The organism is Nostoc sp. (assembly GCF_041747015.1).
GTDB lineage: Bacteria > Cyanobacteriota > Cyanobacteriia > Cyanobacteriales > Nostocaceae > Nostoc.
Genome location: NZ_JBGTFY010000135.1, coordinates 1 through 15,759, shown reverse-complemented (window position 1 = coordinate 15,759; position 15,759 = coordinate 1). Strand labels below are relative to the sequence as shown.

Below are 15,759 nucleotides of genomic sequence, written 5' to 3'. Positions count from 1 at the left end.
CGCACTTCTACAATTTCCCCATCTACAAGTTCATATAAACCTTCTTCTGGACACTGTTCTAAAAATTGATCAAAAGTTAGTTTGTGTTTGGTGTATGTTTTCATAACGTTACGTCTCTTTAAACTTTCTGAATAAACCGCCGTCCTAGCAAACCTTGGGGTCTAACTAATAGCATGATAAACAAAATTCCAAAGGCCACTGCGTCTTTATATCCAGAGTATTCGGCGGGTACAAACGCTTCCACTAATCCAATTAATAAACCTCCTAACACTGCACCGGGAATACTACCTAAACCACCTAAGACAATTACTGCTAAACCCCGCAATCCAAAAGCAATGCCAAAATATGGCCCCGCAATACTAACACTAGAAGCGACTAAAGTTCCCGCTAATCCTGCTAAAAAACTACTGATGAAGAATGTGAGGATAATAAAGCGATCGCTATTAATTCCTAACAAACTAGCTGTAGTTGGATCTTCTGCGATCGCTTGCATTGCCTTACCATATTTAGTCCAATTGATAAAATAGGTAAGAATTGTCACAATTACAACTGACACACCAAAAATTACCACCTGCACGCTACGAATCGGAATTGGGTTTTCTAGACTACCAAAGTTAATCGCAGGTGGCAAATTACCATAAGTATTTGCGGGGTATGTGTAACTTTCCGCGCCTACTAAATACTGGATTAAATTCACAATTACCACTCCTACCCCCAAACTGGAAACAACAGTTAGTAAAGCGTCAGAGCCTTGACGACGCAAAGGTTGAAAAGCAACACGTTCCATCGCTACCCCTACCAATCCCGCCAAGGTACTTCCTAAAATTAAGGACATAGCAAATGGTAATTTTATTGGTAGTACCGCATTAGCCAGCAAGCCGTTAAATCCAAAGTTCCCACCCATGAGTGCATAAGTGAAATATGCACCCAAAGTAAAAATCGCACCGTGAGCTAAATTAATGATGCCCAAAATGGAATAAATTAAGGTATAGCCCAAAGCAAAAATTGCATAGATACTACCGATAGATAATCCGTTCAAAAATTGTTGCAAAAATAGAGTTATATTCATGTTGCAACTATTTTATAAATACGAATTTTCCCGTGTTTCCGTCTGTATCCATCTTAATTTGGGCAACGTAAAATTCTTTTTGAATCACATCACCTACTGGGGTAAAAGCAATCTCGCCCAAAGGAGTATCATACTTTCCGGCTATTATCTGCTTATTCAATTCTGTCCGCAGTTTATCAAGAGGTAATGCGCTGATTTTGGACTTTTTATCTAATTCTTTAAGAGCTTCAACATACACCTGCACCGCAGCAAAAGCTTGACCAGTAAATTGGGCTGGTTCTTTTTTGTATTGCTCAATATAGGCTTGGCGAAATACTTTATTAATCTCATTAGGATGTTCAGGACTGTAAGCTTGAGCAATCAGCACACCATCGCAAAGTGCTTTACACACTGATAAAACATTTGGCGTATTCAGACCATTACCACCAACAATTATGCCTTTATAACCCAGTTCTCGCAGTTGTCGTACTAAGTTACCACCATCAGCAGCTAGTCCTGAAATAATTACTAAATCTGGTTTTAAGTTAATTGCATTAGTAGCTTGAGCTTGAAAGTCTGTATCAGTAGTTTGGAACTTTTGAACTGTTACTAATTCTAGCCCTTGGTCTTTAACTGTTTTTTGGAAAATCTCCGTTTCTGATTTGTTAAATGCATCATTTTGGGCGTAAAAAACTGCCACTTTTTTAATTTGAGGATTCTGCTTGAGTGCAGCTTTCACAGAATTAGGAGCAACTATCGAGACGGGCGAAGATACACGAGCTACATAATCACCAATTTCGGGAATTCCTTTTGCAGTATTTGATGCTCCAATAACTGGGACTTTAGCACGTTCGGCGATGGGGTCAGCACTAAAAGCTTGCTGTGACAAAGTAGGGCCAACAATACCGACAACTTTATCTTTATTAATTAAAGTTTGAAAAGCATTAATTGCTCCAGCTTCATCTCCGCCAGTATCTTGAATTACCAATTTAATAGGAGTGCCATTGATACCACCTTTACTATTAAAATACTTCTCGGCAATTCTGGCTCCAACAAATCCCTCTTGACCAAGTAATGCTACGTTACTCGTTTGTGCTAAAGCAATACCGATGGGAATAGCACCCGATGTCCCCGTTGTCGCTGCGGTATCAGTTACAGTGTTATTATTTGTAGAATTTGTCACAGTGCTAGTGCCACCACCACAGCTTGTTAGCAGCAAAGCGCAAATTGAAAATAATGCTGTTGTCCGAGGCAAAACGTTTGTCATAGTTTAATAATCATGTAGTTATTAGATTATCTATAAAAGCTAATAGTAAAGGTAACAATTTGCGAACAACATGAGGCATATTTACACTTTTGTAAGAATTTTATTAAATCATTTTTATTTGACTATGCAAAGACGAATATTCAATGGGTCACGCCTATTCTTCCCCAACTTTGCTTGGAACTCACCCTTAATACAGACAACTTAAGTACTATCGGGCTTTCAATACCTATGGTGGTTAGAGTCGGCGTAGCCCGCTATAGACATCGCATTAACCTTAACCTATATGTTTTCTTACATAATAATTTAGGTATAAATTCAAGTAATTAAAGTCTGATGAAAAAAGAAAGTCGAGAATTATTTAGCGCTACTTTACCTTGTGTGCGCTTTCATTGCTGTTCGCGCAGTCAAGGTTTTGGGATAAGCTATTAAATAACCCTAAGCGCTGTTTCAGTACCAACAAAATAAAAGCAGGATTACCCAAGACATAACGCTTCCATAAGCGGCCAGGTTCAACCAGAAGCCGAAATAACCATTCCAAACCTGCTTTTTGCATCAAAACTGGTGATCTTGTCACCATGTTGCTAACCAGCTCAAAGCTAACCCCAATACCTACGGAAATCGGCACTCCTAAATACAAATAATTGGCAGCTATCCATTTTTCTTGTTTAGGTGCTCCCAAACCTACGAATAGAATATGGGGAGCGGCTGCTGTAATTGTTGAGTTGATTGAATTTAATTCTGTTGGCATAGACTCAAACCCGTAGGGAGGACAGTAAGTACCAACAATCTGCAAAGCTGGATGTCTGGCAACAAGAGTTTCTTTAGCTTTTTCGGCAGAACCAGGGCGACCTCCTAATAAAAAGACCTTCAATCCTTTTTCAGCAGCAATAGCGCAGAGTTTCTCGAACAAATCCGTACCATTAACTCTACCTTTAAGGGGGGTTTGTAAAAACTTAGCCGCCCATAGTAGTGATACTCCGTCTGGCACGACTAAAAAAGCCTTGCGATAAATCTCTTGAAAATTGGCATCCTTCTGCAAGGTCAAAACATGCATGGCATTAGGAGTAACAACATATTCTGGCTTACTCTGGGAGAGCGCATGTTTCACGATTAGTTGTATAACTTCATCAAAACTATATTTATCAATTTTGACTCCACAAATATTAATTCTCATTAGATCAGCACCTCAAGTTAATTAAATTGTGATAATGAATGATAGATATCGGCTAAACGAACTGAGCAATTTCTAATATCCAAGGGTTCGACATTTTTCCTAGCAGTACTGCCTAAATAAAGTCGTAAAGTCTCATTTTCAATCAACAATTCCATCGCTTCCGATAACTGTTGAATGTTTCCTGGGGTAACTAGCAAACCATTTTGATTTGAAATTACTAGTTCAGGAATACCTCCAACAGGAGTTGCAATTACAGGCAAACTCCAACCCATAGCTTCTAAAATCGCCAGAGGCAAACCCTCGTTATAAGAAGGCAAAATAAACACATCTGCTTGCAATAAAAGTTCATCCCGTTTTTCAGAACTAATCCAACCCAGAAAAGTTACCTGATCTGCAAGGTTGAGACTAGCAGCCAACTGCTGCGCTTTTTCGATTTCACCATCTCCTGCTAGAATTAGCCGAGTGTATTTTCTTTGATGATCCGGCAGGTTAGCAAATGCCTTAATCAAATCAAATGTCCCTTTGCGTTGACCGACTCGCCCACAAAAAACTAAACTGATTTGAGTTCGATTTTTGCGGTCAGGAACCTCTGTAGGTAATTCGGAGGGGTTAGGCAAAATAATAACTTGCTTGGGATTTAAATCTAAATTCAACACATAGTAATTTTGCCAACTTTCTGAAAGAACAATAAACCCTTGGCAACGCTGAAATACTTTACTTAAAAATTGCTGGACTCGTCGAGGAAGTTTAGCGTAAGTTACCTGAAATTCGGCGCCATGAGTATGCATTAAGACAGGCTTATCAAAGATAAAGGCAACAACACAACAAATCGCTTTTCGGAAAATGCTACCACCATCGGAAATATGAATGTGTACAACATCTATTTTTTGACTTGATAATTTCCATAAAAATGTAGCTAAAGCTTTGCCGAAAACAATTCCTCTGTAAGCAATTGAGCCTTCGTCATGGGTGTTTATATGCTGTATTTGTATCTGAGGAAGACTATACTTAATTATTAGCTTTTCAACTGTTGCCATTCCTCCATTTTGTTCTAAACTAGGCCCCAGCATTAATACCTGTAGTTGGTTCATTAAAGTTAATTTCTGTGTTTTTTTAGATAATAATTCAAATTTAAAGTTAAGCAATTTAAAATATAACTTGTTGAGAATGGCTAACAATGATTGAATAGTCCGCTCAAAAAAGTCAATAGCAGTAAGTAGGTCGGCGTAAATATTTATCGTTGGAATAAGGCAGGAGGCATAATGGAAAAAGGTTTTAGCCCAGTTTATCTTTCTTCATTAGTTTGGTTCTATTGTGCCAATCTACTTAAGTCGTTGACGATCGTAGGTTTGTACTACCTCAATCAGTACACTGGCTGTAACACTCTGCAAATTTTACTATTTCTCCCAGATTCCTACAAGTTATCACTCAACTGCTACACACTCCTAATGTTTTATCCGTGTACATCGGTAACGGATTAAGATTAAAAAATATTACTTATTGAGTAATAATACTAAAAATAGCGTAAAAAAACAATTTTTTGAGAAAGCGGCACCCAAAGGCAAGGCGCTTTGCGTAGCTCGCCTCAACCTGGTAGTATAGGTCACGTAGTAAGAGCAATGGTGATAAGGACTTAATCTTAAAAAGATAGAGAGTGCAATTTATGCGATCGCAGTTTGAAAAAATGGATTAAGCCTTTTTTTCACTACCAGCTAATCCCTTAGGTTCGTAGTGACGGCAACCATTACAAGGGCCATTGGGATTAATAGCACAACGGATGTAAGCAGAGCGAGCATTAAACTTGCAGCTAATGTCGCCAATCAGATAACCTACTCCTTCTAAATAATAGCGATCGCTCTCAATAGGTCTGATGCTTTGCCGTCCCTGCACCGCTGGAAAATTCATAGATGCTTGCCTCATCCGTAAGCGTGACCGCAAATGGGTTTTGCGGATTACCCACAGGGAAAACAGGGACGGTAAAAAACCAACGGCAATTACTAAAAGTGTCTTTAACACCTTCTTTTTACCTCTTCTGGGCGCTGATTGATCGTCCCTGATGTTGCACTCTACTTTTACAAAAGTGCAAATTTTAGGGCAGCTTTGTTTATTTGCCACTGTGGTTGCAATTAGCAATGGCAATGTGGTATGTAGCAGTTTTGAGGAAGAAGTTCCTTGTGCTACTTCAATCAGCATAACTGTTACAACCTCAGAGGTGATCTGCCCTTAAATATTGATAATTTTAAGATTTGTTGACTAATACCTTTTTGAACAAGTGTCTTGTCTCAGTTTCAGCCCCACTCTTGTTTTTTCTATGTTGCTGCGATGCTAATCTTTTTTTGGTTTGCTGACGAAGTTGCTGTGCTAACAGTGCTGCTTCCCTTTCGGCTCGGAATAAATCAACTTTTCGCATTGTCAGAATAAATGATTCGTTTGGCTGTTGTCTTACCCAGGGGACGCTAACTGCAAAATACTGACAAATATTTTTGCCTAATGGGTAATGTCTTTGAGTATTGAGTGTGTTGGCGATCGCTTTCAACTCTAATATCGCCACTTCTAATTCCCCTGCCATTTGATTGATACATTCGACTTGGGCTATTAAACGCTCTCGCTCACTCATAATTTTTTCCTTTTGGGGTTGCAGTGGCACTATGGCAGTAGCCACAGATGTAGGCTGCAATAGGGAAACTTTCAGCAAAATGGGCTTTTTGTAGCTGTCTTGGATTTGTTTCATATTCCCTCAAGCGAGGCTAGCTGACTTTGTAAGGCATTTTAGCAGTTATTTAGTACAAACGTACTGTATAAAGTGTATATATGAAGTTTAATTTCAGGAAAACCAGCAAATGACTGTCAAAATATTGATCGGATTAAAGATTCAGGGAGAGACAACAGAGAAATTCTTTTTTGTCCCTGGCTTTCCAAGAGACGTTAAAAGAATTGACTTTGACAGTAGAACGAGTGCGATCGCCCAATTCTTCAAAAAAGTTTTAGCCTTCTTGCAAGGATTATATAAAAGTAGTCTCACTAGCGGCGATAATATTTCTAGTAGAGTTATTTATAATTAATTATCTTCCTAATGAGATTAAGAGTATACGAAATAGCTGATACCGAAGAAATTATGAACTTGTTCTATGACACTATTCATGAGGTGAATATTCACGATTACACACAAGAACAAGTAGCTGCTTGGGCACCAGCAAATATGGATATTGATGTTTGGATTAAAGGTTTAGGAAGTAAATTTACTTATGTAGCAGAAGAGCAGGGCAAAATTATTGGTTTTGGAGAATTAGAGCCTAATGGTCATATTGACCGTTTTTACTGCCATAAAGATTTTCAAAGAAAAGGGATTGGTAAGAAAATCTTAGAACAGCTTGCATCAAAAGCAAAGACTTTAGGGATTGACAAGTTATTTACAGAAGCCAGTATTACAGCTAAACCTTTTTTTGAAAGCCAGAATTTTATTGTTGTAAAACAGCAAGAGGTAGAGCGTAGAGGTCAAAAGCTGATAAATTTTGTCATGGAAAAATCCTTTAGTAATTCTAAATTATTGGATTCAAAACAGTAATTTTAGGGGGTGTAATCCTCAGAAAGTAACTGTTATTTTTGAAAAAGCTTTGTATATCTGGAGTACTACAGTTGATTTCGCGCTTTGAGTTGCAGATATCGCTCAACTAACTGATCGGCAATTTGATTTGCTGGTGCCTCTAGTACTAATACACCTTTTTGTTTCAGTTGGGCAAATGCCACTTGTCGTTGCATTAATAAATCCAGTGCCACTGCGCGGGCATAAGCACCTGTAACATCATCTGTGAAGGTATGTGCCAGACGATCAATTTGCGGATCTCGCAGAGTAACGCAAAATGGAAGATAGCGGGGTGCTAACTTAGAGAGTGCCGCGAGGAGTTCAGTGGAGGCTGTGACATCAACTAAGTCGGTAATCACCACCACAAGCGCCCTGCGGGTTTGGCGCTGCAAAACATTTGTTACTGCCCCTAAATAATCAGATTCAAATAATACTGGTTGAATCGGAGTGAGGCGATCAATTATCTGACTGAGATGATGTTGACCACGTTCTGGGTGTATCCACGTATGCATCTGGCGGTCAAATACACCAATGCCAATGCGATCGCCTCGATGTAAACCTGCCAAAGCTAAGGATAAAGTTGCATTCAAACCCCAATCAAACCTCTGTAAACCCTGCACTTTTGCCGTCATCAACCGGCCGCGATCGAGTAAAATCAGTAAAGTTTGCTCCTGTTCTGGTTCCAGAACCCTCACCAGTGGCATTCCATTACCATAAGCACCAACCCGACGGGCCGTAGCTTTCCAATCAATAAACCGCAAATCGTCACCAGTGCGATAGTTCCGCAATTCAGCAAACTCTGTACCGATACCAGTTTGACGAGCTTGGCGCATTGATCCCGATGATTGCAGCGTCAGACGAATTGTGAGCGATCGCAACCCGACTAAATCAGGATAAACTTTTACTGGCAGACTTTGCGGAATTTGCCAATCATCCCAAGCTAATCCCCAAAGTCCCAACTGTCGGACTTGAATATTTCCCCAAGGAAACTCTCCCCGCTGCGTCGGGTGGACAGTATACGTTAATTCCTCAGTGCTGTTGCTGGGAACGATGGCGCTTAGTCCAGGTGTAGATACGCCAAACCCTGTTGGGTAGTAGTCACGGATTTGAATTTGGGCGTTGGCATTTTGGGATGTTACTTTTAACACCACCGGATTATCTCGCCCAATTGATAATCGTGGCGGTAGTTCGCGGGTAATTTGCACGCGAGAACGTCGCACCCGCGAACCATCTACAACCATCAATCCTAAGATGATGGCATCAAATAGCAAAGTCAGGGCGATCGTTGTTCTAATGCTAAGAGAGAGGGATAAGATGGGTGCCGCAGCTACGCCCATCGTAGATATCGTAATTCCCAATACCAATAAAAAATAAACTCGTCTGGAAGGAACCATTTTTTTTTGAGTCAACAGTAAGGAATTTTAAATCGCTTATTATTTAGGTGTAATGCGATCGCTAATTTTACATCCTCCAAGCCTCAAGCACTAACTAACTGAGTCAGGCGTTTTAGTATACGTAGCACGTCGTACAATTCATTTCCAGGGTTTCGCATCAAAAAACCCTTTGATAAAGCATAATAAGTTGGATTTCCTTTAACTAATTTGACAAAAATAAATTCTCCACCGCTGGTAATCATCCCGAAACTAGGCTGATTTGGATGAGGATTACCTAACATATAAGCTAAAATTTGTGCCAGTCCTCTTTCAATGGAATATTCTGCTTGTTTTGACTCAATAACCATTACCCATAATTGGTCTTTCAGAATTAATGTATCTATTTTGCCTTTGATGATAATTTCTTCATCTTCATCGGTAATCTCGATTGGTTCCTCAGCTTTGATATATAAAGGTACTAAATAAAAATCCCCAATAAAAAGTATTGGGTCTATAATTGCCATTTTGACAACATCTTCTAGTAAAGGTGGGTAATTAAGAAGATTAAAATAACCTGTTTTTACTTTATCTAAAAGTTGTTTATCTAAATTAGTAATTTCAGGTAAATCTTCTTGCCATTCGCGGAAGAATTGGTCATCTAAAACTAACTGAATACCAAAAGTATCGATTAAATAGCGTAAATTTATTCCTTTTGCTTGGAGTGTTTGCGTCATATTTTTTGGAGAGTAGAGAACAGGGAATTATATTAATTATAATTATCTAAAATTAAAAACCCTACTGCTGATCCTTTTTGCAAGTAGTTTTCCGAATCGGATGTTGCATAGACGCATACCAGTTTTTCGTTAGACATCGCCCTTAGAAGATGACAAATATAATTGGCATTTATCCTATTCATTAGTTACTGCTTCTAGCCAGACTTCCACATCATCTGTTAGCAATTTTTGTGCTGCATCCAGCATTGATGCTGCTATGTCTTTAAGGTCTTCGCGGTTGTTCAAATAAGTTTTCAACGCTTCCATTGGGTCGATGCTGCTACTTGCACTCAATTCGGGAATGCGGGGCCTGGCTAATTGACTGATTAATTCTGCTTGAATGGTGTAGGTGTGAGCGGGACTTAAAGCAGTATGTAGAGAGGAACTATCAATTAAATCCATCTGTTCAGAGCGGAGTTTGTAAATTAGCCGCACTACAACATCTTGAATATCATATTTAGCGATCGCTTTCATTAATACTGCTTGGGGATCATCGGCTTTCGAGACATCCACCTCAATTGTCCGAAAAGTCCGAACTGTTAAGGGACAAAATTCCCATTCAGCGCTCCCCCGCTCCAGTTCTAGCATCACATAACCTTTATCTTCTTTTTCTTCACTAAAATCTACCCGCTCAATACTCCCTGGATAAATCACTGGCGGGTTATTAGATTTATTCAGATTTTGGTGGCGGTGGACGTGTCCCAACGCTACATAATCAAAACAAGGTCGCGTCAGCAAAGATAGGGGGAGAGTAAAACCTTTACCTACTGCCAAAAAGCGTTCTGCGCCCAAGGTAGCATTGTCAGCCATCAAGTGAGCCAAAAGGATAGTTGGTACATCGGGGTCAAGACGGCGAATTTCCCCTTCCAGGACAACTCGCAGGCGTTCCGTTAACAGTTGGTTGACTTCTGCCAAAGACAAACCTTCAGTCTCTTGGCGAGTCATCAGAGTCGAACGGGTCAGCCAAGGAAGGGTGATTACTTGCACTTTTCCATTGCGGGTGTCGATGCAGTGAGTAGTTAATGTATCACCGACAACAAATCCTGGCACTCCCAAGGTGCGGTAAATATTTAAACTCGCTCCTCCCTGTCCTTGGGAGTGTTGGTCATGGTTGCCTACCAGCAGCACTGTGGGAATATTCGCATCCATCAGACGACGGAACTGGCTGGCAAAAGCATATTGTACATAAGGTGGTGGTGTAGCATCGGGGAAAGCGTCACCACCAAATATCACCATATCAACAACATCTGCGATCGCTCGGTCAATACATTTAGATAGGGTATTGACAAAATCCTCCAATCGTGTATTTAATCCAGTTGCGGGATTAATTCGTCCGTGGGAGAAGCCGCTTCCCATGTGGATATCAGAGAGATGAAGGATTTTAATCATATTTGTCTTAATTCAACTATATGAGGTTAAATTACCATGCCAATCATACTATCGCTTACAGTAGTCTGCGTTTCAATCAACCATAGCTTAGAAGCTTTTAGTTGGTATATAGAAATAAACATAATACCCAGATCCCCAACTTCTTAGAGAAGTCGGGGATTTATCTCCTGAGCATTTTATGTTTAATCAGGTTGACCTACTTGTATGTAACTTCGCTAGGTAAATTGAGATTTTTAAAAGTTTTGTCCACTTGAATGACAATCGCTGTGTCTGCAAATTGTAACAAATGATGTTTTTTAGAATCAATATTACTTACAATAAAAGTATTAAAACACAAGATTATTCTTGTATAACACTTCAATCAAAAGCGAATGAGTATCTCGGACACTGCGGCAATCCAAGAAAAAATCAAGATTTGGAAGAAAAGACTTGCTGGCGACTCAAACAGCAATCCTTTAATTGATTTCCGCAAAAATCAAAAACCAGTAGTTGATATTCTTACAACCTCTTCACTTTTGTATAAAAACCTTGCAGGAGACGAACCTAGTTCATTTCCTTTTAGTGAAATTAGAAGCAAGCAGAGTGATACTGACCGGATCAAGCTTCTAGACGAACTTAGTAAAGGCGCAAAATCAAGCCTGGAAGAGAAGGGTTTTAATAGTCTCTTCTTAGTCCTTGGAACTTTGACATGGTTTGACCCCGAAAAACCCCAGGAAAAGTATGTTTCTCCAATCCTGCTTGTTCCCGTGAGGTTAGAAAAAAAGGGTAGAAAGCCACCAGAATTTACGCTTTACCCTACAGATGAAGATATTTCTGTTAACTTTATTTTAATCAACAAGCTACGTGAAGAATTTAATATTATGCTGCCTGAGGGCGATCGCGTTCAAAAATTGAGCTATGAGAATTTTATAGATGCAGTTCGTGGTGCGATCGCTAAACAACCTGACTGGCAAATAGAAGAAACAGCACATATTACTTTGTTCCAGGATGCAAAAGCAGCAATGATTCAAGACCTAGAACAAAATCAGCAGAAGATAGCGAATCATCTTATACTGCGAGGGCTAGCTTTAAAACGAACACCTGATAATCTCAATAAGCTTGCTATTCCTCTAGAACAAGAACTAGATCAAATCAATCCCTCATTGATTTATCAAATATGCGATGCAGACTCCAGCCAGCAAGTAGTTATAGAAGCTGCAAAGGCAGGACTTAGCTGTGTAGTGCAGGGACCTCCAGGTACAGGAAAAAGCCAAACTATAGTCAACATCATCGCTGAGTTAATCGGCAAAAACAAGAAAGTGCTTCTAGTTGCGGAAAAGCAAACTGCTCTACAAGTTGTATTTCAAAGGCTTAAAGAAAGTAAGTTAGAAGATGCTTGTCTAAATTTACATCATCAAGGGACAACAAAAACAAAAGACTTCTTCAATGAACTAGACCAAACTATCACTGAACTTTTACAAAGAAGTGAACCAAAACAGCTAAATTGGGATACATTCTTTAAACCTCTACGTGACTGTCGGGAAATCCTCAATAATCATGCAGTAAATCTACATAAACCAGAGCAACCATTAAATAAATCTGCTTTTGACCTGTACGGCGAAATTCTGAGGCTGAAGCGAGAAAAAATTCCTGTGCTAGAGTTTAATCTTTCTAATCTTCAAGATTGGTCAGAAACAAGATTGTGGAATGCAAAAAATTTACTCGAACAACTTGGTAAATTTGAGGCTATATTTCGGGGAAGACAAAAAACGATATGGTCAAATAGTCCGCTACAATCTCAGTCTTGGTCGTCTGAGATTAATAAAGATTTGCGTACTAATCTTGACAATCTCAGTAGAGGAATTAAGCTTGCTCAAGATACTGTAGTTTCATTGAGACAACTACTAAAAATAAAAGAACCACTCCAAAGCTTGTGCGATTTGGATAAACTATAGCCAGCAGTAACACATATTATTAATGCTCCATCAGGAGTTGAAAGTTGGTCACTTTCAACAGATGTTCCTTATCTGCAAGATTTATGTTCTAGCTTGGAAATAGAAATTAACAAATATCAAACTATTAATAGGGAGCTAAATAACAAGTATGCTCGTGATTTTTGTAGTATCGATTTTTTAGAATTTAGGAGACTTTTTTCTAGAAAATTCACAGGCTTTTTCTTCTTTATTCAACCAGCTTATTGGCAATGGCGTATTGATAAGAAACGCGAACGTCAACGCCTCTTAAACCTCCGTCAAGACCAAAGTCGAGTTTCTGAGAAAGTATTAATTGCAGATATAGAAAAAGCACTTGACCGCCAAAATATTTTAAATGCATTACAAAACCCAGAATACAAAGCCCATAGAGCTTTTGGTTCTTCGTTTGAAGCAGAAATGACGGATTTGGAAAGCATAAAACGAGGTCTAGAATGGTTGGAAACACTTAATCAACTGCGCCAACTAGATAAAAAGTCAGTAGTAACAGTTATTGCCTCAAGAGAACGCTATCAGGAACTAAGAGGATTTTTAGAAAATTTACAAACTTCGTTAGGGCAGATTAAAGAAGGCTTAAAATTTTTAAGAGAACACTTTCCTCAGGAAAGGATGATAGCATCTGGTGTATTGGAAAAAGAACCCTCGACAATAGTTGAAGCTTTCCGAAAACAAGCTTATAATGAGCTTGATTTATTCCAAAAGTGGTTGGACTATCAACAAATTATCCGCCAGTTGGAAGATATTGGAACCAAAGAATTTTTATCTAAGCTGCGGGATTCTAACATTTCACCGGATAATTGGTTTTCAGTTTTACAAAAAGGCGTTTACGAAAATTGGCTGCGAGACATACATGATGATAATTCAGAGTTGCGAAACTTTGATGGGGATTTACACGAGCGGAAAATAAATGAATTTTCCAATAAAGATAAACAACAGTACGAAGTTGCAATGCAACGTTTGAGACAACTCCATGCCGAACGGTGGCAAGAGTGGTCAACACAACCCGAAGCAGAGAAACAATGGGAGTTGCTAAAAAAAGGAAAGAAAAACCAAAGGGAACAAAAAATTCGTCAATTCATCAAAAACGCTCCTCAACTTGTTACTACCCTCAAGCCGTGTTGGTTAATGAGTCCTTTAGCAGTTAGTCAATATGTAGATGCCGATGCAGTGGAGTTCGATGTTGTTATCTTTGACGAAGCCTCCCAAGTTTGTACTGAAGATGCGGTATCTTCCATCATGCGAGCAAAGCAGTTAATTGTTGTCGGAGATGACCAGCAGTTACCACCAACCTCTTACTTCAAAAGTATAGCGTCAGATAATGGCAACGATGAAGAAGAAGAGGTTTATGATAGTTTGCTCGATGAGTGTTCCGCTTTATCAATTATGAAAAATCGTACTTTGAGTTGGCACTATCGCAGCCAAGATGAAAGTTTGATTGCCTTCTCAAACCAAAAATTTTACAATTCAAAACTCATTTCTTTCCCCAACCCTGTAAAAAATACTAGCCGAGGTGTGCATTTCCATCACGTTCAAGGGGGAATATATGACCGTGGTGGTCGAGGAGACAATATTCGTGAAGCAGAGGAAGTTGCAAAGCTGACAGTGCAGCATTTTCTTCAATACCCTCAGCAATCTTTGGGTATTATTACCTCAAGTAAACAACAAGCAAAAGCCATTAGCGAACAACTCAACCGAATCAGTGTTCAGCATCCAGAGATAGAAGAATTTTCTCAAGAGAACTCAGGTAAGTTCTTTATCAAACCAATCGAAGAGGTTCAAGGTGATGAACGAGATGTGATCTTTCTGAGCTTTGGCTTTGGTTTTGATGACAAAAACCCGGATAAATTGAATCACAACTTTGGTTACCTTAGTAGAAGTCAACAGGATGTAGGAAGACGAAGACTAAATGTTGCAATAACTCGCGCTAAATGCAAGTTTGTGTTAGTTGCTTCGATTAAACACGAGGATTTTCGCTCCGAAGTAAGTCCACAAGCTGCATTGCTTAAAGAGTATTTTGCATATGCTCAAAGTTGCGGAGAAAATCTAGATAAAAAACTTGATGATCATGTGTCTCACTTTGATTTACCCTTTGAAGAAGATGTCTATCAAGCTTTAACAGAAAGGGGATACGCAGTTAAGAAACGGGTAGGTCGTTCAGCTTATCCTATTGATTTAGTGTTGATGGATAACTTTAAGCCAGAAACAGAGGAATATTTTTTAGGCATTGTGTGTGATGGAGGAACTTATCGTAAATATCACACAGCACGCGATCGCGATCGCCTCCGCCAAGAAGTTCTACAAAAATTAGGCTGGCGCATTTACAAAATTTGGTCTCGTGAGTGGAATCGCAACAGAGACGATCAAATAAAACAGTTAATAGAGCATATAGAAAATATACGCAATCAGAAATAAACACAGTTGCTAATGTAGCTTTATAAACAGAGATTTAAATAAAACTTGGATTGTCTATGGTAGTAGCACTAATTGAAGAACTGTTAACTAAAGTTCAGCAGTTGCAATTAATTATGATCGCGGTTTCTACTGGAGAGTTAAAAATTCACGAAAAAGAGAAAGAGTATACACTACTTTATAAAAATATTGCTGACTTGATGGAATCTCTTGAAGAGGAAGGAGTTTACATCGAAAATCCTAATAACTTTAAATCTCTTTCAAATTGGCGCGATCGCTGGTCATATTTAAAAAATGGATACGCTTCAAAAGCAGGATATATTCATGACCTATACACTAACATTTTCAATCAAATTGATATTATTTCGTGCCAGCAGTATATCAAATATAAATCTCAACAAGAATTAGTTAATGAGTGGCAAATATCACAATTTGAATATGTGATAGCAAAGATTAAACAGTTAAAGTTAATCATGATTTCGGTTGCTACTCAAGGAGAGCCTGTTAGTCTAATTAAGTATGAAGAGGACGGCTACAGGAAACTTTATCGAGAGCTTATATTACAAATAAGTATCCTTCGACAAATAGGTATAGCTGTTCCAAATCACAATCAATTTAAATCACTTTGGCAATGGTAAGCTGTTGCGCAGCTAAATTTAATATACTGCATTACCTTTATTTTTAATCTTTCGCTCCCATTTAATAATAAGACCACCTTCATTAAGCAATCTAATTAACAACTCTTCTAGCTGTGATACTGATTCAAATAATCT

General features: G+C 38.8%; 14 protein-coding genes and 2 pseudogenes. 5 read left to right on the top strand and 11 right to left on the bottom strand.

Annotated elements, in window-relative coordinates; translation table 11 throughout:
• The 7 genes and pseudogenes from ACEW80_RS09820 to ACEW80_RS09790 form a co-directional block, all read right to left on the bottom strand.
• A pseudogene (locus ACEW80_RS09820) lies at window positions 1–104 on the bottom strand (Uma2 family endonuclease); the annotation flags it as partial.
• Between the two features lie 14 nt (window positions 105–118).
• The gene (locus tag ACEW80_RS09815; protein WP_373526389.1) at window positions 119–1,069 is read right to left on the bottom strand and encodes a branched-chain amino acid ABC transporter permease; all 951 of its coding nucleotides are present in this window, start codon (window positions 1,067–1,069) and stop codon (window positions 119–121) included.
• Window positions 1,070–1,076: 7 nt separating this feature from the next.
• The gene (locus ACEW80_RS09810; protein ID WP_373526388.1) at window positions 1,077–2,315 is read right to left on the bottom strand and encodes an ABC transporter substrate-binding protein; all 1,239 of its coding nucleotides are present in this window, start codon (window positions 2,313–2,315) and stop codon (window positions 1,077–1,079) included.
• Between the two features lie 364 nt (window positions 2,316–2,679).
• Window positions 2,680–3,489: a WecB/TagA/CpsF family glycosyltransferase gene (locus ACEW80_RS09805; RefSeq protein WP_373526387.1), complete on the bottom strand. Its 810-nt coding sequence runs from the start codon at window positions 3,487–3,489 to the stop codon at window positions 2,680–2,682.
• Between the two features lie 17 nt (window positions 3,490–3,506).
• A complete protein-coding gene (locus ACEW80_RS09800; protein ID WP_373526386.1) occupies window positions 3,507–4,580 on the bottom strand; it encodes a glycosyltransferase family 4 protein in 1,074 nt (357 codons plus the stop codon).
• Between the two features lie 598 nt (window positions 4,581–5,178).
• The gene (locus ACEW80_RS09795) at window positions 5,179–5,505 is read right to left on the bottom strand and encodes a DUF6464 family protein (protein ID WP_373526390.1); all 327 of its coding nucleotides are present in this window, start codon (window positions 5,503–5,505) and stop codon (window positions 5,179–5,181) included.
• Window positions 5,506–5,728: 223 nt separating this feature from the next.
• On the bottom strand, window positions 5,729–6,220 hold the full coding sequence (locus tag ACEW80_RS09790) for a hypothetical protein (RefSeq protein ID WP_373526385.1): 492 nt from the start codon (window positions 6,218–6,220) through the stop codon (window positions 5,729–5,731).
• 109 nt (window positions 6,221–6,329) lie between these two features.
• On the opposite strand from ACEW80_RS09790, the gene ACEW80_RS09785 reads away from it, so the two are divergent.
• Window positions 6,330–6,551: a hypothetical protein gene (locus tag ACEW80_RS09785; protein WP_373526384.1), complete on the top strand. Its 222-nt coding sequence runs from the start codon at window positions 6,330–6,332 to the stop codon at window positions 6,549–6,551.
• Window positions 6,552–6,562: 11 nt separating this feature from the next.
• Window positions 6,563–7,054: a GNAT family N-acetyltransferase gene (locus ACEW80_RS09780; RefSeq protein ID WP_373526383.1), complete on the top strand. Its 492-nt coding sequence runs from the start codon at window positions 6,563–6,565 to the stop codon at window positions 7,052–7,054.
• Window positions 7,055–7,119: 65 nt separating this feature from the next.
• Here the strand turns inward: ACEW80_RS09780 and ACEW80_RS09775 are convergent, their stop codons facing one another.
• From ACEW80_RS09775 to sbcD, 3 genes are all read right to left on the bottom strand, one after another.
• Window positions 7,120–8,466, bottom strand: coding sequence for a DUF58 domain-containing protein (locus ACEW80_RS09775; protein WP_373526382.1), 1,347 nt, complete (start codon window positions 8,464–8,466; stop codon window positions 7,120–7,122).
• 83 nt (window positions 8,467–8,549) lie between these two features.
• Window positions 8,550–9,179, bottom strand: coding sequence for a restriction endonuclease subunit R (locus ACEW80_RS09770; protein WP_373526381.1), 630 nt, complete (start codon window positions 9,177–9,179; stop codon window positions 8,550–8,552).
• A gap of 174 nt (window positions 9,180–9,353) precedes the next feature.
• Window positions 9,354–10,607 (bottom strand): exonuclease subunit SbcD, encoded by a 1,254-nt coding sequence (sbcD, locus tag ACEW80_RS09765; protein ID WP_373526380.1) that lies wholly within the window; start codon window positions 10,605–10,607, stop codon window positions 9,354–9,356.
• A gap of 371 nt (window positions 10,608–10,978) precedes the next feature.
• Here sbcD and ACEW80_RS09760 point away from each other — a divergent pair, with 371 nt between their 5' ends.
• The 3 genes from ACEW80_RS09760 to ACEW80_RS09750 all read left to right on the top strand — a co-directional run bounded on the left by ACEW80_RS09760 (window position 10,979) and on the right by ACEW80_RS09750 (window position 15,624).
• On the top strand, window positions 10,979–12,541 hold the full coding sequence (locus tag ACEW80_RS09760) for a DUF4011 domain-containing protein (protein WP_373526379.1): 1,563 nt from the start codon (window positions 10,979–10,981) through the stop codon (window positions 12,539–12,541).
• Window positions 12,542–12,634: 93 nt separating this feature from the next.
• The gene (locus ACEW80_RS09755; RefSeq protein ID WP_373526378.1) at window positions 12,635–14,989 is read left to right on the top strand and encodes an AAA domain-containing protein; all 2,355 of its coding nucleotides are present in this window, start codon (window positions 12,635–12,637) and stop codon (window positions 14,987–14,989) included.
• Window positions 14,990–15,045: 56 nt separating this feature from the next.
• A complete protein-coding gene (locus ACEW80_RS09750) occupies window positions 15,046–15,624 on the top strand; it encodes a hypothetical protein (RefSeq protein WP_373526377.1) in 579 nt (192 codons plus the stop codon).
• A gap of 18 nt (window positions 15,625–15,642) precedes the next feature.
• On the opposite strand, the pseudogene ACEW80_RS09745 reads toward ACEW80_RS09750, so the two are convergent.
• Window positions 15,643–15,759: pseudogene (locus tag ACEW80_RS09745) on the bottom strand (IS630 family transposase); the annotation flags it as partial.

Coding starts and splice junctions, on each gene's coding strand:
- ACEW80_RS09815 (WP_373526389.1), bottom strand. CDS start 1,069: ATGAATATAACTCTATTTTTGCAACAATTTTTGAACGGATTATCTATC.
- ACEW80_RS09785 (WP_373526384.1), top strand. CDS start 6,330: ATGACTGTCAAAATATTGATCGGATTAAAGATTCAGGGAGAGACAACA.
- ACEW80_RS09790 (WP_373526385.1), bottom strand. CDS start 6,220: ATGAAACAAATCCAAGACAGCTACAAAAAGCCCATTTTGCTGAAAGTT.
- ACEW80_RS09775 (WP_373526382.1), bottom strand. CDS start 8,466: ATGGTTCCTTCCAGACGAGTTTATTTTTTATTGGTATTGGGAATTACG.
- ACEW80_RS09750 (WP_373526377.1), top strand. CDS start 15,046: ATGGTAGTAGCACTAATTGAAGAACTGTTAACTAAAGTTCAGCAGTTG.
- ACEW80_RS09760 (WP_373526379.1), top strand. CDS start 10,979: ATGAGTATCTCGGACACTGCGGCAATCCAAGAAAAAATCAAGATTTGG.
- ACEW80_RS09810 (WP_373526388.1), bottom strand. CDS start 2,315: ATGACAAACGTTTTGCCTCGGACAACAGCATTATTTTCAATTTGCGCT.
- ACEW80_RS09800 (WP_373526386.1), bottom strand. CDS start 4,580: ATGAACCAACTACAGGTATTAATGCTGGGGCCTAGTTTAGAACAAAAT.
- ACEW80_RS09780 (WP_373526383.1), top strand. CDS start 6,563: ATGAGATTAAGAGTATACGAAATAGCTGATACCGAAGAAATTATGAAC.
- ACEW80_RS09805 (WP_373526387.1), bottom strand. CDS start 3,489: ATGAGAATTAATATTTGTGGAGTCAAAATTGATAAATATAGTTTTGAT.
- sbcD (WP_373526380.1), bottom strand. CDS start 10,607: ATGATTAAAATCCTTCATCTCTCTGATATCCACATGGGAAGCGGCTTC.
- ACEW80_RS09770 (WP_373526381.1), bottom strand. CDS start 9,179: ATGACGCAAACACTCCAAGCAAAAGGAATAAATTTACGCTATTTAATC.